This window comes from Rhodococcus indonesiensis (assembly GCF_047782815.1).
Lineage (GTDB): Bacteria > Actinomycetota > Actinomycetes > Mycobacteriales > Mycobacteriaceae > Rhodococcus > Rhodococcus indonesiensis.
Genome location: NZ_CP180630.1, coordinates 646,158 through 669,536, shown reverse-complemented (window position 1 = coordinate 669,536; position 23,379 = coordinate 646,158). Strand labels below are relative to the sequence as shown.

Below are 23,379 nucleotides of genomic sequence, written 5' to 3'. Positions count from 1 at the left end.
ACTAACCTGCTGGCATGGCGACAGCGGAGCAGACGAGCGGACGAGACCGGGCACCCGGGCGCTGGGAGTTCTGGGTGGACCGCGGCGGCACCTTCACCGACGTGGTCGCCCGGCGGCCCGACGGCACCCTGGTGACCCACAAGCTGCTGTCGGAGAACCCGTCCCGCTACCGGGACGCGGCCGTGGCCGGGATCCGGGAGCTGCTCGGGGTACCGGCCGGCGAACCCGTCACCCCCGGCCTCGTCGAGCAGGTGCGCATGGGCACCACCGTCGCGACGAATGCGTTGCTCGAGCGCACGGGCGACCGGACCGCCCTGGTGATCACCTCAGGTTTTCGAGACGCGTTGCGCATCGGCTACCAGAACCGGCCGCGGATCTTCGACCGCAACATCGTGCTGCCCGAGCTGCTGTACGAGCGGGTGATCGAGGTCGACGAACGGATCGGAGCCGACGGCACGGTGCTGCGGGCCCCGGATCTGGACCGGCTCGAGCGCGATCTGAGGCAGGTGCGCGACGACGGGATCGACTCCGTCGCCGTGGTGTGCATGCACAGCCACCTGTATCCGCAGCACGAGCATGCCGTCGGCGACCTCGCCGACCGTCTCGGCTTCGGCCAGATCTCCCTGTCCGCGGAGGCGAGCCCGCTGATGAAGCTCGTCCCGCGCGGCGACACCACCGTCGTCGACGCGTACCTGTCCCCCGTGCTCCGCCACTACGTCGACCGCGTGGCCGGCCAACTGCCGGGTGTCCGGCTGATGTTCATGCAGTCCAACGGCGGGCTCACCGAGGCGATGCACTTCCGCGGCAAGGACGCGATCCTCTCCGGTCCGGCCGGAGGCATCGTCGGCATGAGCCGGATGTCGGCCCTGGCCGGGTTCGGCAAGGTGATCGGGTTCGACATGGGTGGCACGTCGACGGACGTGTCGCACTTCGCGGGCGAATACGAGCGCGTCTTCCACACCGTCGTCGCCGGGGTGCGGTTGCGGGCCCCCATGATGGACATCCACACCGTCGCCGCCGGTGGCGGATCGATTCTGCACTTCGACGGCAGCCGGTACCGGGTGGGGCCCGACTCCGCCGGCGCCGACCCCGGTCCGGCCTGCTATCGGGGCGGCGGCCCGCTCACCGTCACCGATGCCAACGTCATGCTCGGGCGCGTGCAGCCCGCCCACTTTCCGCACGTGTTCGGCCCCGGCGGCGACGAGCCGCTGGACGAGCAGACGGTACGGGCGCGGTTCACCGCCCTGGCGGCCGAGATCCGGGAGGCGACCGGCGACGACCGCAGCCCCGAGGAGGTCGCCGCGGGCTTCCTGCAGATCGCGGTCGCGAACATGGCCAACGCCGTCAAGCACATCTCCGTGCAGAAGGGCCACGACGTCACCGAGTACGCCCTGACGACCTTCGGCGGGGCCGGCGGACAGCACGCCTGCGCGGTCGCCGACTCGCTCGGCATCCGGACCGTCCTCGTGCCGCCCCTGGCCGGTGTCCTGTCCGCGCTGGGCATGGGTCTCGCGGACACCACCGCGATGCGCGAGCAGTCCGTCGTCGTCGAACTGAACGACGAGGCGATGCCCCGGTTGCGCGACGTCGCCGCCGAACTCGAAGCTGCGGCGCGCACGGAACTGCTCGACGAGGACGTGCCCACCGAGCGCATCGACATGACCGCCCGGGCACACCTGCGCTACGACGGCACCGACACCTCCGTGCCCGTCGCGCTCGCCGACCCGGCGACGATGACCGCCGAGTTCGAGGCCGTGCACCGGCGCACCTACTCGTTCCTCATGGACCGGCCGCTGATCGTCGACGCCGTCGCGGTCGAGGCCGTCGGGGCCACGCGCCGACCCGATCTGTCCGGGCTCGGTCGCACCGACAGCGGCGCGCCCGGGTCCACCCGCCCGCCCCGCGACACCGTCCGGATGTTCGTCGACGGGTCGTGGCGCGAGGCACCGCTGTACCGTCGTGAACACCTGGCCCCCGGCGACTCCGTGGCCGGCCCGGCCATCGTCGCGGAGGACAACTCGACCACCGTCGTCGAGGCCGGCTGGGAGGCGGCGATGTCGGAACAGGGCCATCTCGTGCTGGCGCGGGTGCGCGCCCACGACGACGCGGCGGTGGGCACCCATGCCGATCCGGTGATGCTCGAGATCTTCAACAACCTGTTCATGTCGATCGCCGAGCAGATGGGCACGACTCTCGAGTCCACCGCGCAGTCCGTGAACATCAAGGAACGCCTGGACTTCTCGTGCGCGTTGTTCGATCCGGACGGAAACCTGATCGCGAACGCGCCGCACATCCCCGTCCATCTCGGCTCGATGGGGACGAGCGTGCAGGAGGTGGTGCGCCGCCGGCACGGGTCGATGAAGTCCGGTGACGTGTACGCGGTCAACGACCCGTACCACGGCGGCACCCACCTGCCGGACGTCACGGTGATCACGCCCGTTTTCGACGGGTCCGGCGAGCACATCCTCTTCTTCGTCGCCTCCCGCGGGCACCACGCCGAAATAGGGGGAACGACACCGGGTTCCATGCCCGCCGCCAGCCGCGACATCCGCGAGGAGGGCGTGCTGTTCGACAACTGGCTGCTCGTCGAGAACGGGGCCTTCCGGGAAACCGAGACGCGGGCGCTGCTCAGCGGCGGCCCGTACCCGTCCCGGAACCCCGACACCAACCTCGCGGATCTGCGCGCCCAGGTCGCGGCCAATGCTCGCGGCGTGGTCGAGGTGGGCCGGATGATCGACCACTTCGGTCTCGACGTCGTCGAGGCGTACATGCGGCACGTGCAGGACAACGCCGAGGAGGAAGTGCGCCGTGTCGTCGACCGTCTCCACGACGGCGAGTACCGCTACGAGATGGACTCCGGTGCGGTGATCGCGGTCCGGATCACCGTCGACCGGCAGGCACGTTCGGCGACGATCGACTTCACCGGTACGTCACCACAACTCGCGTCGAACTTCAATGCGCCCTCCTCGGTCGCGCGGGCCGCGACGCTGTACGTCTTCCGCACGCTGGTCGCCGACGACATCCCCCTCAACGACGGCTGTCTGCGTCCGCTGCGCATCGTCGTACCCGACGGGTCGATGCTCGCCCCCGAATTCCCCGCCGCGGTCGTCGCGGGCAACGTCGAGACGTCGCAGGCAGTCACCGGCGCGCTCTACGCGGCGCTGCGGGTGCAGGCCGAGGGTGCCGGGACCATGAACAACGTCACCTTCGGCAACGAGCGGTACCAGTACTACGAGACGCTCGGCTCCGGGTCGGGCGCGGGCGAGGGGTTCGACGGGACATCGGTGGTGCAGACCCACATGACCAATTCGCGACTCACCGATCCGGAGGTACTGGAGTGGCGCCTGCCGGTGTTGCTGGAAGCGTTCACGATTCGGCACGGCAGCGGCGGCGACGGCAGGTGGCGCGGCGGTGACGGCGCCGTGCGGCGGCTCCGGTTCCTCGAGCCGATGACCGTCAGCACGCTGTCCGGGCACCGGCGCGTGCCGCCGTACGGGATGGCCGGCGGCGAGCCGGGAGCCCTGGGCGGCAACCGCGTCGAGCGCGCCGACGGCACCGTCACCCGCATGGCCGGCTGCGACTCCGTCGAGGTCGAGGTCGATGACGTGCTCGTGGTCGAGACCCCGGGTGGAGGCGGCTACGGACGGTAGGGCGAACGGGACTCCGCGTCAGGATCCAGTTCCCGCAGGACGGGCAGCGCGAAGCACACCGCCGCGACACCGACCATCGGCAGGGCCAGCGCGAAGAACGTCGTGCGCACCCCCGTCGAGTCGATCAGGGGCCCGGCGACCAGGATCCCGGCCGGGCCCGCCGCGTACGCGGTCGAGGTCATCACGCCGACGACACGGCCCCGCATGTGCTCCGGGCTGCGGGTCTGCATGGCCCAGTTCACGATCGGCCCCACCGGGCCGTACGCCAGGCCGATGAGGATGCCCAGCAGCACGAGGACCCACAGCGACGGCAGGAACGCCATGCCGATGGTCGCCGCACCCAGCACCGTGACCGCGACGAGCATCAGGGTGCGGCGCCGCAGACGCGACGCGAAGGCACCGTAGGCCAGGGCTCCCACCAGCCCACCGACACTCACCGACATCATCACCCAGCCGAGCCGGGCCGGTGCGTCCATGCCGGTGAAGTAGGTCGGAAGCAGCACCGACTCGATCGGGAGGAACAATGCCACGATGACCATGTCGACCAGTGCGAGCGTGCGCAGCAACCGGTCTCGCCACACGAACTGCATCCCCTCGAGCGTGCCGGCCCACAGCGACGCCGGCCGGGTGGACCGGTCGGGCCGGCCGGCGTGCTCGAGCCGGAGGAAGGTGAGGGTGACGAGGGAGAGCACGAAGCACGCCGACGTCACCCACAGGGTGTTCACGGGGCCGACGGCTGCGATGAGGACGCCGCCGATACCCGGGCCGATCAGGTACGCAAGGTTGTAGTTCGCCTCGTAGAGACTGTTGGCGCGGTCCAGTGACCACCCGGCGGCACGGGTCGCCGCCGGCAGCATCGATTCGCGCGCCGAGATGCCCGCCGGGTCGAAGACGGCGCCGAGGGCCGCGAGCACGGCCAGCAGGGGCACCGAGAGTCCGACGGTCGCGGCGAGGACCGGGACGGCCGCGACCGACAGTGCCGAGAGCGCATCGGAGACCAGTGCGGTGCGCCGTCGCCCGAAACGGTCGACCACGGTCCCGGTGAGCAGGCTCGCCAGCAGCAGCGGCACGGTGCCTGCACCGGCGACGATCGCCGCGTCGGTGGCCCGGCCCGTCTGTTCGAGCACCAGCCACGGCAGTGCGACGACCACGATGCCGTTGCCGGTGGCGGACAGCAGGGTGGCAACGCCGAGCAGGGTCAGTGGCGCGAAGCGGCGGGTGGTCAGGTCGAGGGTGGTCACGTCGATCGGCATTCACTCGGAGGCGGGGGTGCCGCGACGCTAGCAGGCGCACGGGACCCGGCACGAGTGATTTTCGGCCGGGGACGCCGTCCCTGACGGGCCGCGAGGTGCGCCGCGGCATCGGGGTCCGATGCTGCGGCGCACGAGGCGACCGGCGGGTCCGTCGCCCGGCTGCCGCTACCGGAGCACCTCGGCGGACGCTCGGCGCGACCTCATCCCCATCGCGGTGGCGGCACTCGCGAGCGCGACCACTGCGATCGCCCACCATGCGTACGTGAACACCGCCAACGTCTCGGCGTCGGCCGAACCGAACTCGCCGAGAATGGCGACCAGCATGGACACGCCCAGCACGTACCCCATCTGACGGCTGGTGTTGACCACCGCACTGCCCGTGGACACTCGTGCGGGCGGCAGATCGACCGTGGCCTTGGCCAGGAGGTTGGGCAGCGAGAAGCCGACGCCCACACCGACGAGGAGCCAACCCGGCAGCACCTGCGTGGCGTAGTGCACTTCTTCGGTGGCGCTGACGGCCAGCACGATCACACCGACGCCGACGAGCACGTTGCCGATCGCGACGAGGGTGGACGGCGCGAGACGATTCGACAGGCGCTGGCTCACCGCCGCGAAGATCGGCACCATCAGCGGACTCGGTGCCACCGCCAGACCAGTGACCAGGGCGCTGTAGTGCGCACCCGTCTGCAATCGGAGGATCACGCTCAGCAGTACCGCGCCGAAGGCCGTACAGAACAGCAGGGCGGTGACGTTCGACCAGAAGAAGGACCGCACCCGCAGCAGCGCGGGATCCACGACCGGCGCCGGGTGCCGTCGCATCCGGACGGCCACTGCGGCGAGCCCGACGACGGCGACCGCGAAGGCGGTCAGGGTGCCGGTTCCCGACCAGCCCCACTCCTGCCCCTTCACCAGCGCGAGGGCGAGCGAGCCGAGGGCCACCGCGAGCACCGTCGCGCCGAGGAGGTCGGGAATCCGCGTCACGGTGGCGTCCTTCGTCTCGGGCAGCAACGCGACGGCCCCCACCACCGCCGCGATGCCGACCGGCACGTTGATCAGGAACACCCACTGCCAGGACACCTTCACGAGCGCCCCGCCGATCACCGGCCCGACCGCCGCGGCCAGGGAGGTCGACGTGGCCCAGATCTTCACCGCCGTGGCGCGCCGCTCGGGCGGCAGTGCCGTCAGCAGCAGACCCAGGCTCGTGGGGGTCAGGGCCGCCGCACCGACCGCCTGCAGGACCCGGAATCCGACGAGCCACCACAGTGTCGGACCGAACGCGCACGCCAGGCTCGCGACCGTGAACACCACGAGCCCCACGACGAACCCTGCCCTGCGACCGTATCGGTCGGCCAGGCGGCCGGCCGGAATAAGAAGGGCCGCATACACAATGGTGTACGCATTCAGGACCCAGCTCAGGTCCGCCAGGGACGATCCGGGATACCCCTCCCCGATCGCGGCGAAGGCGACACTGACGACGAACACGTCGAGCATCGCCATGAACGCCGCCGAACACAGTACGAGCAACATGAGATTGGATCGGTCCCGAACCGGGGCGTCGCCCGTCTGCTCGCCGACCATCGTCCGACTTGATTCGACCATGGTCCGACTCTAAACGGCTGACTATGGTCTACACAAGTCTGGTTCGGCCGAAGGACGAAACATTCTGTCCGGGAGTGCCTTCGCGTCGACGAGACGCTCCTGTGGACCCGAACGGCGCGAGCGACCCCCGCAGCGATGTGCGCCGAAGGGTGAGAACGTCGCGCACATAGTTCCTGGCCCGCCAGGGATCCCGATCTCCGTGACGCGGAAACCGATCGACCGACCGGCGGATGTAGCCCGACGACAGATCCAGGAAGGGACGCGCCGACAACGTCTCCTCCCGGCGCGGCACCACCGGCACCTGTCCGTTGCGGTCGATATGGCGCAGCACCCTGCACATCACGCGCGCGTTGAGATCCGCGCGCAACGTCCACGACGCATTCGCATATCCGATCCCCGCCGCGAAATTCGGCACCCCGGTCACCATCGTGCCCTGCCAGAGGAACTCGTCGGACATCGTCACCGGCCGGCCGTCCACGACGAAGTCGATGCCGCCGAACACCTGCATCTGCAATCCGGTTGCGGTGACGACGATATCGGCTTCGAGGACACGCCCCGACCGCAGCCGGATCCCCGCCGGGAGGAACCGGTCGACGTGGTCGGTGACCATCGTGACCGTGCCGTGCCGGATCGCGGTGAACAGATCCTCGTCCACGACGGCACACAGCCTCTGATCCCACGGCGCATAGGTGGGAGTGAAGTGCTCGGCGACGGCGTCCCGATCCTGCAGGGAGCGGGTGACCAGACCGGTCAGCAGCGACCGCGCGGCCCGCGGATACCGGCGACAGAACCAGTACAGCGAGCCGGTGAAGGCGATGTTCTTCGCACGCATCAACCGATGGGCTGCGAGCGGCGGCAGCACTGCCCGCGCCCAGTCCGCAGCGACGTCCCGGCGCGGAATCGGGAACACCCACGTGGGTGAGCGCTGCAGCATCGTGACGTGCTCCGCGTGCTCCGCCATCGACGGCGCCAAGGTGATGGCCGTGGCTCCGCTCCCGATGATCACGACGCGTCGGCCCGTGTAGTCCAGTTCCTCGGGCCAGAACTGCGGATGGACCACCGTTCCGGTGAACGACTCGATGCCCTCGAAATCGGGGGTGTATGCGCGTTCGTAGTCGTAGTACCCGGCACAGGCGTAGAGGAACGCACACGTCACGGTGCGGCGGGCCACCTCGTCCGGGCCGACCCGCTGTTCGACGGTGAGACTCCACCGCGAGCGGGCCGAATCCCACGACGCCTCGACGACACGGCTGTTGTACCGGATCCTGCCGTCGAGACCGCCCTCGACCGCGGCCTCCTCGAGATAGTCCAGAATCGCCTGCCGGCCGGCGATCGCGTCCGCGCCGCGCCACGGCTTGAACGGGTAACTCAGGGTGAACATGTCGGAGTCGGATCGGACACCCGGATAGGTGAACAGACTCCAGGTGCCACCGAGGCGCTCGCGTGCCTCGAAGACAGCGAACGTCTTGTCCGGAAGTTCCCGTCCGAGACGACAGGCGGCGCCGATACCGGACAGTCCGGCCCCCACGATGACGACATCGAAGTGCTCGGTCATTTCCGGTTCCGATCCGCTGCGGCGGTGAACGGATTGGTCACGGCCAGTATCCGCTGATACCCCGCTCCGGTCACCCGCTGAAACAAGTCGAGCCCCTTCGCCTCCCAGCCGATCACCACGCGCGCCCTGCGGCGTCGCACCCCGGTGACGATGGCCCGGGCCGCCATCTCCGGTGAATGGAACGCCAGCCGCCGATCGAAGATCTCCGCGACCGCCGCCGCGTCGATCCCCCGAGCCGTCGTCGCGTTGCGTGCCACCGCAGTCCTGATCCCACCCGGATGCACGCACGTGACCCGGACCGGAAGCCGTTCGGCGATCATCTCCTGGCGCAGCGCCTCGGTGAACCCTCGGACGGCGAACTTCGCCGAGTTGTACGCGCTCTGCCCGCCCAGCGAGAGCAAGCCGAACAGGCTCGAGATGTTGACGACGTGACCGTCGCCCGACGCGACGAGGTGCGGCAGGAACGCCTTCGTCCCGTGTACGACGCCCCAGTAGTCCACCGCCAGGACGCGTTCCATGTCGGCGAAGTCCGACTCCAGGACACTGCCGAAGTAGGCGATGCCCGCGTTGTTGTACACCTGGTGCACGATGCCGAACTCCGCAACCACCTCCTCGGCGTACCGCGAGACGGCGTCTCGATCGGACACGTCGAGAAGTGCCGTCGACACGTGGGCACCGAGGGATTCACATCGGCGCGCAGTCTCGGCCAGATTGCTGCCGTCGATGTCGGAAAGCGCGAGTCGCGCACCCCGACCGGCCAGGTTCTCGGCGAGTGCGCGGCCGATTCCGGACCCGGCACCGGTGACCACACACGTCTTTCCCGTGAACACGGTCGGGCTCACAGCGTCACCGCCTTCGTGGTGCGTCGCCGGGCCACTACGCGAGCTCCCCGCGACGGAACGGTCGTGATGTTGCGTGCCTTCTGCTTCTCCGGATGCCGGCCGGGCGGGCTGAGATCGTAGGCGCGCAGCACCTCCCGCAGGACGACCGTCATCTCCATGGCCGCGAACGCGGCACCCGGACACCGGCGTGCACCGCCGCCGAACGGAATCCAGGTGTTCGGCGCGGGTTGGACGCCCAGGAACCGCTCCGGCCGGAACTCGCCCGGTGATTCGTGATGCTCGGGGTCGGCGTGGACGATGCCGATCGCGGGGAGCACGGTGATGCCCGCGGGCAGCCGGTATCCGCCCAGGTCGACGGGTGCGGTGAGCTGTCGGGCCACATCCTGGATCACCGGCTTGATGCGCAGTGCCTCCTTGGCGACCGCGCCGAGATACTCGTCGTCCCCCGTGTCCGCCGCCTTCTGCGCGGCCGCCAGCACGCCGGGGTTGCGGACCAGTTCGTGGAAGGCCCACGCCAGCCCCGTGGCCGTGGTGTCGTGCCCGGCCAGGAGAATGGAGATGAGCTGATCACGCAGTTCTGCATCGCCGAGCCCACCGTCTGCGTCGTCCACCGCGGCCTGCACCAGCCGGGAGAGCACGTCGGTCCGGTCGTGCAGGTCGCCTGCGACCCGGCGTTCGGAGATCTCGGCGTAGACGATCTCGTCGAATCTGCGCTGATGCTTCCAATGCGTGCTCCAGGGCCGGATCCGCGCAAGCTTCGGGCTGTGCAGTCCCATCAACGTGATCGGGTCGATCTCCGTGATGTGCCGGATCGAGGGTCGCAGCTCGGCGAGGCGGTCGGGCGCGGTGACACCCAGCACGACGGTGAGGATGACCTCCAGCATGAGGTCCTGCAGCCGCCCCAATGTGGCGAAGGGGCGGCCCACGGGCCATTGCGCGACCTCGTGCCGGACCAGCGTGGTCACGTCGTCGCGGTAGCCCTGCAGTGCCCGAGCACTGAACGCGGGCGTGAGCAGCCGCCGGACCCGCCTGTGCCGGTCCTCGTCGGTGACCAGCACGGCGTGCTCGCCCATGACCGGACGCATGATGGCGTTGCCCTCGCCGGCATGGTAGATCTCGGGGCTGCCGGCGAAGACCGTCCGGATGTCCTCCTGCCGTCCGAGCACCACCATGGGCCGGTACGGCGCGGTGGGCTTGATCAGGAAGGTGTCACCGTAGCGCCGCGTGAGCACGGGATAGATACGATGCCGCGCCAGCGTGAACAGCAGGGTCTGGACCACGGCGGGCAACCTCGGGCCGGGCGGCAGCGATGTCGGAGGATGTGCGGTTTCGGATCGGGACAGGGTCATCGTGGTTCCTCGAGTGAGACGGTGCCGGCCCCGGACCGGGACTCGGCGGGTCGCGCGCCGGGTTGCTCTTCGGCAGCGCGGTCGGAGCGACCGACGGCGCGGCGCAGGATGGGTGGGGCCATGACGGACGTGACGACGGCGACCAGGACCAGGGCCGTGTACGCCTCGGTGCCGAGCACCCCCAGGCTCAGGCCGACGGTGGCGATGATCACCTCCACCACACCGCGTGCGTTCATCCCGGCTCCCAGAGCGACACATTCCGCCCGGTCGAGACCGCTGAGTCTGCCGCCGACGAACGCACCGGCGAACTTCCCGGCGACGGCCACGACGAGGAGCCCGGCCGTCGCCAGCAGGACACCGGGCCGGAGCAGACCGGACAGGTCCATCCGGAGCCCCGCGGTGGCGAAGAACAGCGGGGCGAGGACCGACATGACAACCGCATGCAAGGGTGCGAGGACCGGCGCGCGCACGCCGCCGGAGCCGACGAGGACGCCGGCGACGAATGCACCCAGGATCGGCTCCAGTCCCATGGCGTGCGTGGCCGCCGCACCGCCGAGGACGAGGATCACCGCCGTGCTCACCATCGCAGTCGAATCGCGTGACGCCTCGGCGTGGCGCACCGCGCGGCGCACGAGCACCCTGCCGACCGTCGCGGCGAAAAGCACGACACCGACAAGACATCCGACCGGCTCCAGCACGTCCGATGCCCCCAGTCCCCCGGCCGTCACCAACGCGGACACCAGCGAGAGCAGGAACCAGGCGATGACGTCGTCGATCACCGCTGCGGACAGGACGAGTTGCCCGATCTTGCCGTCGGTCAGCCCGAGTTCCATGAGCACCTTGGCGATGACCGGGACCGCGGTCACGCAGATCGCCACCCCGACGAACATCGCGAAGACGGCCGGGCTCGTGCCCTCCGGACGCATGGGGGGCGGCGCGATCGCACCGATGCCGACACCGAGTGCGAGGGGAATCAGCAGGCCGGCAAGGCTGATCTTGGCTGCCGGGCCGGCCAGCCGTCGCAGACGCCCGACGTCCACGTGCATTCCCGCCAGACCGACGAGCAGCAGTACGCCGAACTGGCCGACGGCGTCGAGAAGGTGGACCTGCCCGCCCTCCGCAGGGAACAGCCACCCCCACACGCCGGGAGCCACGTGCGCCAGGACGGACGGCCCGAGCAGCACTCCGGCCAGCAACTCTCCGGCAAGCGCGGGCAGGCCGAGCCTGACCGCCAGACCGCCGAGGACCCGCGCACACAGCAACAGCACGGTGACCTGCACCAGGAAAACCAGCAACCAGTGCGCCGGCAGCGGCGCGTTGAGGTCGAGTGCCGATGTCATCGGATTCGCCTAGTCGAGTCCGCCGACCCGACGCCAGTCCCGGTTCCGATACGACACCATGTCGCGGGCCACCTGCATGCTCAGCCCGCTGCCGTGGCGCAGCTCCGACAGATACAACTTGCCCGCTTCCTCAGCCACTCCGGCGAATCCGTTGGTGAAGTAGGTTCCGCGGATGTGGGGCGGACTGGCGTACTTGCCCCACAGCAGAAGCCGGGTCATATCCCACAGCGTGAACTCACCCGTGGGCAGACGATTGTCCGGGTCCAGCGCTCGCCAACCGGTCCACCGCGCGGACGGAACCAGCTCGCTCTCCTTCAGCGCGACGTGGATGCGGTGGCCGGCCTCGGTCGCGTCGATCTCCTTGTCGCGGTATGCCTGCATCGCCGCGCACGCCGCATCGAACATCGCAGCGAACCGCGGATTGTCGACGGCCTGCAACCCGCGGTAGGGCGGTTGCTCCAACCGATCGAACACCGCCTTGTCCCTGGTCTTCTCGTACTCCATGACGGTCTGCATCTGCGCGTTGGCGCCGTACATGGTGGCCAGGCACCACACCCGGTGCCACGCATTCCACAGGTCGAAATGGTCCCAGGAGGTGTACGAGAAGCTGACGAGATCGTCGTAGTACCGGAACGACCGCTTCGTCCAGGTCTGGACGTACTCGAACCGCTCCACCGAGAAGTCGCCCTCCCGGACCGCGGAGATCAGCCGGTGACCGAGTGCGTTCAGGATCATCATGGTGACCGCGAGACCGCTGGAGAACAGCGGATCGATGAAGTCGGACGCGTGCGGGAGCAGGACCCAGCGATCGCCGACGATCTGCTTCGAGGCGAACTGGCTCCGGTTCGAGGACGTGTACGGCCGCACCGCCCGGGCCGCCCGCATCTGCCGCTGGATCGTGGGAAAGCGATTGACGTGCGCCCAGAACTCCTCCTCCGGCGTCTCGTCGTCTCGCTTCGGGTACACGTCGATGTCGAGATTGATCCCGACACTGCACAGTTGACTGGTGGTGCCCACGTGGTTGTCGAAGGGAATCACCCACGCCCAGCCGCCCTCGAACAGGTGGTGCAGCGTTCCCTGGGAGAACGGGCTCGGCATCAGGTGCTGCTTGCGCGGCGGGGCCACGCGGTCGAACGGTTCGACACCCACGAAGTGGTTGAAGATCGTGCGGGACCGGGTCCGGTACGGCGGGTCGATGCGCAGATCGAGCTGCTCGCCGAGCAGACTGCGCATGCCTCCCGCGTCCACCACGAAGCCGGCCCGGAAGTCACCGCTCGACGCGGTCCGGATGGTTGCCCCGTCGGAGTCGAAGTCGACCGCGGTGACCGGCGTGTAGGTCAGACCCGTCGCACCGTACGACAGCGCGACCTGGAACATGTAGGCGTCGACGTCCTGCCGGAAGAAGTGCGAATCCGGGCCGATGGGCGGGCTCCACGTCGGATGCTGTGTGCATTCCTCGGCCGCGAACGGCTCTCCTTCGCGGTGGTACGCGAATCCGAAATTGCGTTTCACCCCGGATGCGGCACTGACCTTCCGCCGAAGTGTGTTGTGCCCGGCCAGGTATCCCAGCTCCGGGACGTCGTAGCGACGCGCCAGCACCCGCAGCCCGACGATCGTCTCCGGCACCGTCGACTCCCCGATCGCGAAGCGTGGATGTCCGCCGGCTTCGATCATCACGACCCGGACGCCGTTGCGGGCGAGGATCGCCGCGAGCGCGGTTCCGCCGATTCCGCCACCGATGATGGCGACGTCGAAGGTGCGGGTGTCGTCGGCCACATCGGGTCTACTGATTTCCAGCATCGTCTCAGCTCTCCTGGTTCGTCGAGATTGCGGCAGCCGGCACCGAGCTGGTGCGCTGCACGAAGTCTGCGAGCAGCTGTGCCACTTCGAACGGTTTGTCCTCGGGAAGCAGCGAACACGAGTCGGCGATCCACTCGAGTCCGGCATCCGCGAAATCCCCGGCCAGACGCTCGGCGTGTTCGGGTGGGAACACGCGATCCTCCCGGGACCACACGACGAGTACCGGCCCCGGGAAGTCACCGAACGACTCTGCGGCCGCGAGGACAGCGCTCGGTTCCAGGCTGCGGAGCATACGGCGGAGGTCTGCGTAGACGGCGTCGCTCTCGAGAGCCGGGAGGACCCACGAGTCGGAGGTGGCCGGTTCGACCGGTCGACGCGTGAGCCAGCCGTAGGACATCGGCAGCCGTCGCAGGGCCCGGATGCGCAACGGGCCGAGAATCAGTTCACGCGCCGCCGGCGCGTAGGCGATGGCCTTCATGATCGCCCGGTACCGCCGCGGTGGGCAGTTGTCGTACGCGCCGCCGGCCGTCAGGGCCAACCGTCGGACGAGGTCCGGCCGCGTCGTGGCAACCAGTTGAGCGACGGGGGTGCCGCCGTCGTTGCCGACCAGCGTCACCTCGCGCAGATCGAGTTCTTCGAGCGCCTCAATCACGATCGCCGCCAATCCGGCGAAGGACAGATCCGCCTCGGGCATCGGGACGGAATGGGCGCCGAAGGGAAGGTCCAGCGCGATGCAGCGGAAGCGCCCGGACAGAGCGGCAACCACCTTGCGCCAGACGTTCGCATTCGTGAGTGGACCGTGGAGGAGAACGATCGGTTCACCGGCACCGGCCTCGAAGTAGGCGAGCCGGCCGGTGGACAGTGTGAGCTCGCGCCGTGTGCCGAGACTGCGATGGCGCCACCATGCGCGACGATCATCGGTCATGAGGGACTCTCGTTTCGGTCGTGGTGATGAAGTGCGAGACGAGTGCGGCCACCCGCTCGGGTCGGTCCTCGGGTGCGAGGGTGTAGGCGTCCTGGATCCATTCCAGCCGTGCATCCGGAAAGTCCCTCGTGAGCCGGTGCGCATTGGCCGGCGGGCAGAATCGGTCCTCCCGGGACCACGCGACGAGGACGGGACCGTCGAACCTGTCGAAGTGCCGCGCTGCTTCCAGTGTGTGCCGCGACTGCAGACCGGTCACCACTCGTGCCAGGTCCCGGCGCACTCCGCGATCCCGGATCGCCGGCAGCACATACGAATCCGAGATGTGTGACGGAAGTGCCCGTCGGGTGAGCCAGCCCTGGGCGATCGGCAGCCGCCGCAAGGACCGCACCGTCATCGGCGCGAGAATCGGGAGCAGGCCTCCGGGCACCGATGCCGCGAGCTTGAAGAAGCCGAATGCCGCGGGCGGACAGTCGCCGTACGCATCACTGGAGGTGAGGACCAGGCGTCCGACGAGATCGGGACGTTGTGCGACGACGAGCTGCGCGACCGCGCCGCCCGTGTCGTTCGCCAGCAGGGTTGCGCCACTCAGTCCCAGCGTCTCGATCGAGTCGACGACCAGTCGTGCCAGCCCGGGCAGTGACAGGTCGACGTGGGGCATGCCGGTATCGTGCGATCCGAAGGGCAGGTCGAGCGTCACGCACCGGAACTGCTTCGACAGCGGGGGTACGACCCGACGCCACAGGTTCGCGTTGACCATCGCGCCGTGGACGAGGACGATCGGTTCGCCGTCTCCGCGTTCGAAGTAGCGCACCGCACCCGACCCGATGCGCACGTCGCCGCGTTCGCCGAGATCAGGATGCCGCCAGCCGGACTGGAATCGATTGCGCACCATCATGTCACCTCGCCTGCTTCCGGCCGAACTGCCGGTACAGCGATGCCCTTGCATCGTCGACGACGGAGACCACCGAATTGTGCGGCCGACTCGCGGCACGGACCATGGACACCGCCGCGGGCAGACCCATCAGCCTGCGTGGGTTGTACTCGTGCCTCAGCATGAGCGTGAGGTTGTCCCGGCGCCGGCGGGACGCACTGATGTAGCGGAACAGTTCGATGTCCACCGAGTTGGTCGGAAGACCCAGTCCGATCGACCGGGAGAAGTAGTACATCGGACGCGCCTCGGCGTCGCGTTCCTTCCACCACCGTCGGGTAGCGCGGTCGATGGTGCGCGGGCTCCCCCATTCCGGCAGCACCGTGCGGGTGAACATCCGTACCTGCCGCAGGGCGTCGGAGATCCCCTGGCCGGTGATGACGTCCTTGAAGTGCCCGGAGTCGCCGATCAGCACCCAGCCCGGACCCGCCGCCTCCCGGAAGTAGCCGTCCATCCGACGTACCTGGCGGACGTCACCGACCTGTTCCGCGGCGGCCATGAGACCGCGCAACGTGGGGATGATGCGCTGCGCGTTCTCCTCGAACACCTCCCTGTTCCGGTAGTCGCGGGGATCGTCGCGAGGCGGTTGGGCGACGACCAGGGTCAGGCCGTCGTCGCACGGGACCATGAAATAGATATCGCGGCCGTCGCGAACCAGCTGGAACTCGGGCGGCACCGGCAGATTCCGGTAGTACCGCCAGACGGCATCGCGATCGTTGGTGGTGACCGCGTACTTGGCGGAACCCGCGAGCTTCGCAACCGTCGAGTTCCTGCCGTCCGCACCCACGACCAGTGGTGCCAGGATCCGGATCTCGCTGCCGTCCGCTCTCGTCGCCAGCACCCCCCGCACCCGTCCGTTGTGCTCCTTCAGCAGCCGTCGCACCGTCACGCCGGTGCGCACCGGCACCCCGACGGCTTCGACTCTGCGGCGCAGGAGCTCGTCGAGACCCGAACGTCGCACACACATCCGCGGCCACTGCGGGTGATGCACGGACATATCCACTCCGTCCATGACCGTTCGAGTGGAATGCAGTGGCGGCGAACCGAACTCGTGTAACTCACGCAGCACGCCCAGCTCGTCCCACAGCCGCAGGTCCTGCAGGTAGTGAGTGGAGAGCACATCCGTTTCCCGTTCACCACGATCGAGCAGCGCCACGCGCTTTCCCGCCTCCGCGAAGCGGACGGCGAGTGCACACCCTGCGATCCGGGCGCCGACGATCACGATGTCGGCGGTCTCGACGCACGGTTCACCGGTCGGGCTCGAGATACTCGCGCTCTCGCGGGCGCCCGCACCGCTCGGCGGCCCGGGATCCTGCGTCGCGGCACCGGGCGGGATGTCGTCCGTCGGCGGCGCCAGGACGGTCGAATCGATCTTCGCACTCATGAGAAGACTCCTTCCTCGGCCGGAGCGACGCGCCCGGACACGTCCTCCCGGGACTTCGGCGATCCGGTCCGCAGGTCGTGCCGATCGGCGAGGTCGAGCATCCTCAGGTATGCCCTCGTGCCGGCCTCGAGGGCGGGCTTCGGCAGCGCCAGGCCCCGCAGGCGGGTCCACGGCAGTGTGCTGTCGGCCGCACTGCCGCCCACCATCCGCCCGAAACGCCAGGCGGAATCCACGGCGAGGGACAGACCGTGACCACACCAGGCGCCCGCATAGAGGACACCGGGCCGTCCGGGCACCGGAGCGACGACCGGCAGCCGGTCCTCGGTACTCCCGGCCAACGCAGTCCATCTCGCCACCACCGGAACATCCTTCAGAATCGGGAATCTCTCACCGATCTCGCGACGGAGTCTCTGCTGTACCGCATCCGCGGTGCGGGCGTCGGGGACGGGATCGCCGGTCGGTACGACGACCGGTCCCCCGCCGAATACCAGCCGGTGGTCGGCGGTCATTCGGTAGTAGTTGAAATAGTTTCGCTGGTCGATGATTCCGCCACGACCGTTCCAGCCGAGCGCAGCGCGCTGTTCGGAGTTCAGCGGCTCGGTGGCCAGTACATGAGCTCGGATCGTCACCACCGAGTTCGGGAAGGGATTGAGCTTCTGCGCGTACCCGTCCACGGCCAACAGGACACGGTCCGCGGTGATGTCGGCCGACGCAGTGTAGAGCTTGGTTGCGCCCCCTCGTGCCGGCTGCATGTCGACGACACGACTGTGCTCGTGGATCTCGACACCGCGGCGGCGTAGTGCGTCGGCCAGGCCGAGCAGCAGGCGGTACGGATCCACGAGCAGCACGTTCTCGTACGAGAATCCGGCCACGTATCCCGGTCCCGCCCGCTCGACGAGGTCCTGCGGACCGAGCCACTCGACGCCGAAGCCGAGTTGTTCGAGGTGCATCAGGTGGGCCGCCATCCGCTCGCGCTGACGCGGCGTGAGCGCCGCGAGCGTGTGCGGTTCCTCTCGCGCATCACAGTCGATCTGCTCGGTCCGGATGAGCTCGCGCAGCAGGTTCACCCCGTGCTGCGAGGCGCCGAAGGCGGCGCGCGCCGTGGTATCGCCGTACCTCCTCCTCAGCGACGCGAGCGGGATCTTCAGACCGGGACCGACGATGCCGGTGCTGGCGCCCGTCGCCCCCGATCCGATCCGGCCGGCCTCCAGGACGGTGATCTTCAGTTCGGGCCGTTCCCTGGCCGCGTAGTAGGCCGCGGTGAGTCCGGCGAGTCCGGCGCCGACGACCACGAGGTCGGCCCCGGCCGACCCGCGAAGTCGTGGTGCATCGGGGACGTAATCCGCCAGTTGCTTCCAGATCGGTGCCGTGTCCAGGCACCGGGTCGCATCGACCATTGTTCCTCCTTTCAGAGCGAATTCGTCGCCCGGGCGAGACTCCAGAGATCTCGCAGGCGAACACGACCGGGACATGCGATGTACTCCGGCGTCACCAGGGTGGGACGCCATTTGAGCTTGAAGGCCAGCTGACTCGCGGCCGGATAGACGGCCGAACCGTGCTTCGCGATCAGTCCTGTTGCGGTGGTCAGCATGCGGGACGCACCCGGAAGAGCAGCGTCCGGGTCGATGCCGACGAACGGTGTGAGCCCCAGGTGCAGCCAGGGCGCATTGTCCTCGCGCAGCACCTGTGCCGCCTCGGCGAAGGTGTGCTCGACAACGCCGGGTGGCGCGTCCGGGGATCGCCGCGTCAGGTCGTAGAGCCAGCCGGCCTTCTCACCGAACACAGGCGAGTAGGAGATGTACGCGACGATCCGGCCGGCGGCTTCGGCGACGAAGAGCCGGCGTTGATCCTGGACCTCGCCGCCGCGCTCCCCGACCATCAGCCTGAGTCCCTTGACATGACGCCCCTTGTTCCGCAACCACGCGGCATCGAGCCGGTCCAGTTGGGTGGTGAATGCGGGGTCGGTCAGCTGCTCCGGCGTCGCCTCGCGCACGGTCACCCCCTCACGGCGCGAACGGGTGATCATGTTGCGGGTCTTGACGAACTTCCGGCCGCGCAGGCTGAATGCGGAGAGGTCGATGCTGTACGAGGATCCGAACTGATTGACCACCCATCCGTTCGCGGCTGCGCGCTCGGCATCGGACCGCTCCAGTTGTACGGCCACGACCCGTTTCCCGGCGCGCTTCGCCGCTTCGGCGAAGGCACCGTCGACGGCGGATCGATCGTGCTCGGGGGTGACGGCACCGGTGAACTGGATCCAGTATCGTCGGCCGATCGGCCGGTAGGCGACGAACCCGGTGCGACCCGGCACCGTGAAGTACCGGTTGCCCTCGTTGAGTGCGAGGAACGCGGACGAGCTGCGGGCGCAGTCCCGCAGCACGGCGAGCGCATCTCGCCGCGCGAGGTGCTGCGCAGCGTCCTGGGTGGTGGTCACGCGTCGACCGCCAGCGCCGGCTGTCGTATCTCGCCGAACAACCCGGACAGGATGAGGGCGATGTTCTCGCGTAGCGCTCCCTCGGCGACCGGGTCCAGAATGTCGGCCAGTGACGGAATGCCCAGGTCGAACCGTGCGTCGAAGACCACCGACGCGCCGTCTTCCGTCCGGCCGATGCGCCAGGTTCCGTCGAACACCTCGAAGTCCCCTTCGAGTTGCGTGAACTCGATTGTTCCGGCCTCCCGGTCGAGCACATCGTGCTCGGTCCAGCGCAGCAGCCCCTTGCGGAACTTGACGGTCCAGCTGGACCGGACTTCGCCGACGTCCCCCGGGGCCACCTCGACCGCGACCACCGCTTCGGTCAGCCGGGGGTAGCTCTCGAAGTCGCCGATCCGGTCGAAGGCGGCGCCCGGGTCGATTCCGGGTAGGACGAACGACATGGTGACACTGCGCATGGGGGTTCTCCTTGCTGTAGGGCTCAGGCGAGAAAGGCAGCGGACAGCGCGTCGGTGAACGCGGTCAGGAAGAAGTCCAGTTCACCGTCGGAAAGGACGGCCGGTGGGGTGAGACGTAGCACGGTCGGCGAATTCAGGGAGTGGTTGACCAGAACGCCGCGATCGACGAGGTTCAGGTACAGGTCCCCGACCGATCGAGGATCGTCGAACTCGATGCCGATCAGCAGTCCCCGGCCGCGGACCTCGATGCGGTGCGCCGAGGAGTGAGCCGCCACGACGTTCCCGACCGCGTGGACCAGGCGCCGGCCCAGATCCGCCGCCTTGCCGACGATGTCGTCGTCGCGCATGACACGGATCGCCGCCGAGGCTGCCGCACACGCGATCGGCGAGGCCGCGAAGGTCGAGGAATGCAGGTACGGGTCCTTGGCGAACGGTTGGTATGTCTCTGCTGTGGCGACCATCGCGGAGATCGGGACGACACCGCCCGACAGTCCCTTGCCGACGAGCATGATGTCCGGAACGATCCGAGCGTCGTCGATACCCCACCACGTGCCCAAGCGACCCAGACCGGTCTGGATCTCGTCGACGATCAACAGCGCGTCGTGCTGTCGGCACAGATCGGCCGCGGCCGCGAGATAGCCGGAAGGAGGGACGATCACACCACCCTCGCCCTGTACCGGCTCGACGATGAGGACGCCCCGGCCGGCGACCCGGGCGAGCGCGGCATCGAGTTCGGCGGCGTCCCCGTACCGCACGGCGGTCACCCCCGGCAGCAGCGGTTCGAACGGCCTCTGGAAGACCGGGCGGGCGGTGACGCTCAGTGCCCCCAGGGTCTTGCCGTGGAAGCCGTTGACGGTCGTGACGATCTCGGTCTTGCCATGCGCCCGGGCCAGCTTCAACGCCGCCTCGGTGGCCTCGGCGCCCGAGTTGACGAAGTGCACGAGGTCCAGTCCCGCAGGCGTGACGGAGGACAGGGCAGCCGCCGCGTGCACGCCCGTGGGTTCGAAGAAGACACGCGTCGACATCGGATGCGTGTCGATCTGCCGGTGCACCGCTGCCGTCACCTCCGGATGCCGGTGCCCGAGCAGATACACCCCGTGGCCGCCGAAGTTCAGGAAGCGCCGACCGTCCGCGACGACGACCCAGGCGCCCTCCGACGCGATCTCCTCCATGCCACCGAGCAGACGGCCGAGAGCGGCCCGGCCACTGCCCTGGTGAGCACGGCAGAGATCCTCGATCCCGGTCCGGACACCCGAGGCGGTCACGCTGCCCGCCCGTCGTCGTCACCGGCCGCGAGCCCCTTCACCTGCGCCCAGTAGCGCATCGACAGGTAGGCCGTCTTCCTGAGCTCCTCCGTGGTGATCTGCGCGGCGAAGCCCAGTTCCGGCAGCGAGTTCGGCAGCGGGTCGGTGCTCTGGAAGAGCCAGGCGAACTCGAGCAGATCGCGGAACTTCGCCTGGAGCGGGGCCGGAAGCGAATCCTCCAGCAGCGGAAGGATCAGGCGGTCCACGGCTTCGGTAGGGATGAGACGCGGTTCCCGCGTCGACAGACCCAGGTCACCCGCCAGGCCCATGCACAGGTCCATGATCTGCCGTGCGCACAAGGCTTGGTCGCCGGCTGTGAGCCAGTACTCGCCGGAGGTGACCTCCTGGCGTACGAGCCGGCCGATGACGGACGCAACCAGGTCCTGCGGTACGAAGTCGATGAGAGCGCTCGCCGGCATCGGGATCATCGGTGCGGCGCCCCGCACGATCGCTCCCAGCACCGCATGCAGGCCCTGGAACGCCGCCATCCGCCCGTCCGCCGAATCACCGATGACGATCGACGGCCGCACGATCACACTCGGCACGGGGTGAGATCGGACGAGCGCTTCGGCTTCGATCTTGGACTGCACATAGGCCGCGGCTCCCGGCGAATGCCCCTGTGCGGAAGGCGGATCCGCAACGAAGGCGGTACTGAAGAAGTACAGCGGCGCCGATGCCTGCGTCGCCAGCTCCAGCAATGCCGTCGGGCCGCCGAGATTGACCTCACGAATCCGTCGCGGGTCCTCCCGCCAACTGGTTTCCGCCGCCGCGTGCACGATCACATCCACCCGGCGGGACAGGACGGCATAGTCGCCGGCGGACAGGCCGAGCCGCGGTTCGGCGAAGGACCCGGCGAACTCGCTGACCCGGACGTCGTCGACCGGGTTGCGATTGCGCATGCAGACCACGTCGAAGTCGTGCGAAAGCTCGTCGATCAGTGCCCGTCCGACGACGCCCGAGCCGCCGGTCAACAACAGTGTCTTTCTACGCCACGTCATTGTTCGCTCCTCATGCGATCTCGAGGGGGCTGCCCGCGAAATAGCGCGTCAGCGGTCCCGCCATTCGCGTGCGCGACGGCGGGTGGAAGCCGAGGCCGTTGACGGCCCCAGCGAGGTATCCGACGTCGTCCGACGTCATGAAATTCATGCCACCGAGCAGTTCGACCGCTCTGGGTACCACCGACGCGATCGTGTCCTGTACCGCGTACCGCACCAACAGGGTGTCGGCCAGGAGCCCCGCGTCCGTCTGCGCGTGCGGGACCTGCCGGGCGATGTTCTCGATCGCCGCGTGCGCGCTCTCGGTGCGCGAGACGAGCTGCATCCGCTCGCCGTCGGCGCATCGTTCCACCGACAGCACACGCTCGACCAGCGCACTGGCCGCACCCAGGTACGAGGCGGCCATGAGCAGCTCGAACCACACGAAACCCGCGGTCTGGACGGCGTCGAGCCGCCCGTCCTCGGTCACCTCCGTGAGTACCACCAGATCCGCAGGCACCAGGACGTCGTCGATCGTCACCTGGTCGCTCTCGGCGCCGGCGAGAGCGAAGCTGGACCAGAACGGCGCGACCGTCACACCCGGGTCGTCGGCGGGAATGAGTGCAACGGCCAGCCGGTCCCCGCGACCGTCCGGGGAGGGCAGCCGGAGACTGGCGGTGAGCAGGTCCATGGACCGCGCCAGGCTGCACGGTCGTTTCGTGCCGCTGACCCGGACCCCGTCGGCCGTCACCGTGGCGTCCATGGTCGGGGCGAGGATGTGGCCGTCGGGGCGGCCCTCCGCGAATCCGGACGCGACCAGCATGTTCTTCGCGGAGATCGCTTCGAGGACGAGCCACTCCTTCCCCCCGGCCTCGGCGAGCAGCACGAGGCTGGACACGGAGAAGTGGTGCATGGTGCTCGCCACGGCGAGGGACGGCGACCGTGAGCCCAGTGCCCGCTGGATCCTGACGGCATCGAGAGCATTCGCGCCCTTGCCCTTGTATTCGACCGGAATCACGAGTCCGGCTCCGCCGGCATCACGCAGCAGCGGGATACCGAGGGCCGAACTGCCCTCGAGGTCCGCGAGCGGGACACCGGCCAGCGCGTCGTCGAGTCCCGGCAGGAACTGCTCGAGTACGGCACGTTCACGCGCGAGGAAGCGCACGTCGAAACCCCCTGTGGTTCGTGGAATCGTCGGAGCGGACACCGACGCGGTGGTAGGCACGGTCGAAGGCATCGAACTCCGGATGCTTCACCGGTTCGAACGAGATTCCGAACGGCTTCATGGTGTTTCCGAACAGAGCTCGGTCCCCGCACAGATGGATCGGCAGTGCGAGAAGCGCCCATTCCGGACCGAAGATCAGCGACCATACCGCCGCAATTGCGGCTGCCGTGAGGAAGCTGTGCATCACGTTGTAGGCGACATAGTAGCCCTTCGCAACCGCGTGATCCGCGCTGCGCCGGTACGCGATCGCGCCTGGAATGTAGCCGATGATGTCGATGATCAGAAAGAGCGCGACGAACGCCACCCAGTCGATCTCGTCGAGATGGGCGACGGCCAGCACCACGACGACCACCAGTGCGAGA

The 23,379-nt window shown here is 68.8% G+C and carries 18 protein-coding genes; 1 reads left to right on the top strand and 17 read right to left on the bottom strand.

What is annotated here, in order from left to right; genetic code table 11:
- The first annotated feature begins 14 nt into the window (after positions 1–14).
- Entirely contained in the window at positions 15–3,650 is a 3,636-nt protein-coding gene (locus ACM26Y_RS03180; RefSeq protein ID WP_416062616.1) for a hydantoinase B/oxoprolinase family protein, read from the top strand.
- On the opposite strand, the gene ACM26Y_RS03175 is transcribed toward ACM26Y_RS03180, so the two are convergent.
- The 17 genes from ACM26Y_RS03175 to ACM26Y_RS03095 form a co-directional block, all read right to left on the bottom strand.
- Positions 3,638–4,903 (bottom strand): MFS transporter, encoded by a 1,266-nt coding sequence (locus tag ACM26Y_RS03175; RefSeq protein WP_289377133.1) that lies wholly within the window; start codon positions 4,901–4,903, stop codon positions 3,638–3,640. The two genes, ACM26Y_RS03180 and ACM26Y_RS03175, sit on opposite strands and share 13 nt — an antisense overlap.
- A 165-nt stretch (positions 4,904–5,068) precedes the next feature.
- Entirely contained in the window at positions 5,069–6,481 is a 1,413-nt protein-coding gene (locus tag ACM26Y_RS03170; RefSeq protein WP_003935949.1) for a DHA2 family efflux MFS transporter permease subunit, read from the bottom strand.
- A gap of 49 nt (positions 6,482–6,530) precedes the next feature.
- Positions 6,531–8,057 carry a flavin-containing monooxygenase gene (locus ACM26Y_RS03165; RefSeq protein ID WP_416062615.1) on the bottom strand — a complete coding sequence of 509 codons (1,527 nt, stop codon included), beginning with the start codon at positions 8,055–8,057 and terminating at the stop codon, positions 6,531–6,533.
- Entirely contained in the window at positions 8,054–8,899 is an 846-nt protein-coding gene (locus ACM26Y_RS03160) for an SDR family NAD(P)-dependent oxidoreductase (RefSeq protein ID WP_416062614.1), read from the bottom strand. Before ACM26Y_RS03160 ends, ACM26Y_RS03165 begins: the two co-directional genes overlap by 4 nt.
- On the bottom strand, positions 8,896–10,248 hold the full coding sequence (locus ACM26Y_RS03155; protein ID WP_416062613.1) for a cytochrome P450: 1,353 nt from the start codon (positions 10,246–10,248) through the stop codon (positions 8,896–8,898). Before ACM26Y_RS03155 ends, ACM26Y_RS03160 begins: the two co-directional genes overlap by 4 nt.
- Entirely contained in the window at positions 10,245–11,588 is a 1,344-nt protein-coding gene (locus ACM26Y_RS03150) for a cation:proton antiporter (protein WP_416062612.1), read from the bottom strand. Before ACM26Y_RS03150 ends, ACM26Y_RS03155 begins: the two co-directional genes overlap by 4 nt.
- 9 nt (positions 11,589–11,597) lie before the next feature.
- Positions 11,598–13,388 (bottom strand): NAD(P)/FAD-dependent oxidoreductase, encoded by a 1,791-nt coding sequence (locus ACM26Y_RS03145; RefSeq protein WP_200863132.1) that lies wholly within the window; start codon positions 13,386–13,388, stop codon positions 11,598–11,600.
- 4 nt (positions 13,389–13,392) lie between these two features.
- Positions 13,393–14,313 carry an alpha/beta fold hydrolase gene (locus tag ACM26Y_RS03140; protein ID WP_416062611.1) on the bottom strand — a complete coding sequence of 307 codons (921 nt, stop codon included), beginning with the start codon at positions 14,311–14,313 and terminating at the stop codon, positions 13,393–13,395.
- Positions 14,303–15,208, bottom strand: coding sequence for an alpha/beta fold hydrolase (locus ACM26Y_RS03135; RefSeq protein ID WP_054371521.1), 906 nt, complete (start codon positions 15,206–15,208; stop codon positions 14,303–14,305). The genes ACM26Y_RS03140 and ACM26Y_RS03135 overlap by 11 nt, the downstream gene beginning before the upstream one ends.
- 1 nt (position 15,209) lies before the next feature.
- Entirely contained in the window at positions 15,210–16,625 is a 1,416-nt protein-coding gene (locus ACM26Y_RS03130) for an NAD(P)/FAD-dependent oxidoreductase (RefSeq protein WP_416062610.1), read from the bottom strand.
- Complete coding sequence (locus tag ACM26Y_RS03125) at positions 16,622–18,022, bottom strand: NAD(P)/FAD-dependent oxidoreductase (RefSeq protein WP_416062609.1); 1,401 nt, start codon at positions 18,020–18,022, stop codon at positions 16,622–16,624. The genes ACM26Y_RS03130 and ACM26Y_RS03125 overlap by 4 nt, the downstream gene beginning before the upstream one ends.
- An 11-nt stretch (positions 18,023–18,033) precedes the next feature.
- Positions 18,034–19,059, bottom strand: a complete 1,026-nt coding sequence (locus ACM26Y_RS03120) for a bifunctional lysylphosphatidylglycerol flippase/synthetase MprF (protein WP_003935959.1) — start codon at positions 19,057–19,059, stop codon at positions 18,034–18,036.
- Entirely contained in the window at positions 19,056–19,514 is a 459-nt protein-coding gene (locus ACM26Y_RS03115; RefSeq protein WP_003935960.1) for a type II toxin-antitoxin system RatA family toxin, read from the bottom strand. The genes ACM26Y_RS03120 and ACM26Y_RS03115 overlap by 4 nt, the downstream gene beginning before the upstream one ends.
- A gap of 23 nt (positions 19,515–19,537) precedes the next feature.
- Positions 19,538–20,779: an aspartate aminotransferase family protein gene (locus ACM26Y_RS03110; protein ID WP_416062608.1), complete on the bottom strand. Its 1,242-nt coding sequence runs from the start codon at positions 20,777–20,779 to the stop codon at positions 19,538–19,540.
- Positions 20,776–21,816 carry an SDR family oxidoreductase gene (locus tag ACM26Y_RS03105; RefSeq protein ID WP_416062607.1) on the bottom strand — a complete coding sequence of 347 codons (1,041 nt, stop codon included), beginning with the start codon at positions 21,814–21,816 and terminating at the stop codon, positions 20,776–20,778. The genes ACM26Y_RS03110 and ACM26Y_RS03105 overlap by 4 nt, the downstream gene beginning before the upstream one ends.
- Before the next feature lie 10 nt (positions 21,817–21,826).
- Positions 21,827–22,957 carry an acyl-CoA dehydrogenase family protein gene (locus ACM26Y_RS03100; RefSeq protein WP_003935963.1) on the bottom strand — a complete coding sequence of 377 codons (1,131 nt, stop codon included), beginning with the start codon at positions 22,955–22,957 and terminating at the stop codon, positions 21,827–21,829.
- The gene (locus tag ACM26Y_RS03095) at positions 22,938–23,360 is read right to left on the bottom strand and encodes a hypothetical protein (protein WP_238586228.1); all 423 of its coding nucleotides are present in this window, start codon (positions 23,358–23,360) and stop codon (positions 22,938–22,940) included. Before ACM26Y_RS03095 ends, ACM26Y_RS03100 begins: the two co-directional genes overlap by 20 nt.
- Between the last annotated feature and the right edge of the window lie 19 nt (positions 23,361–23,379).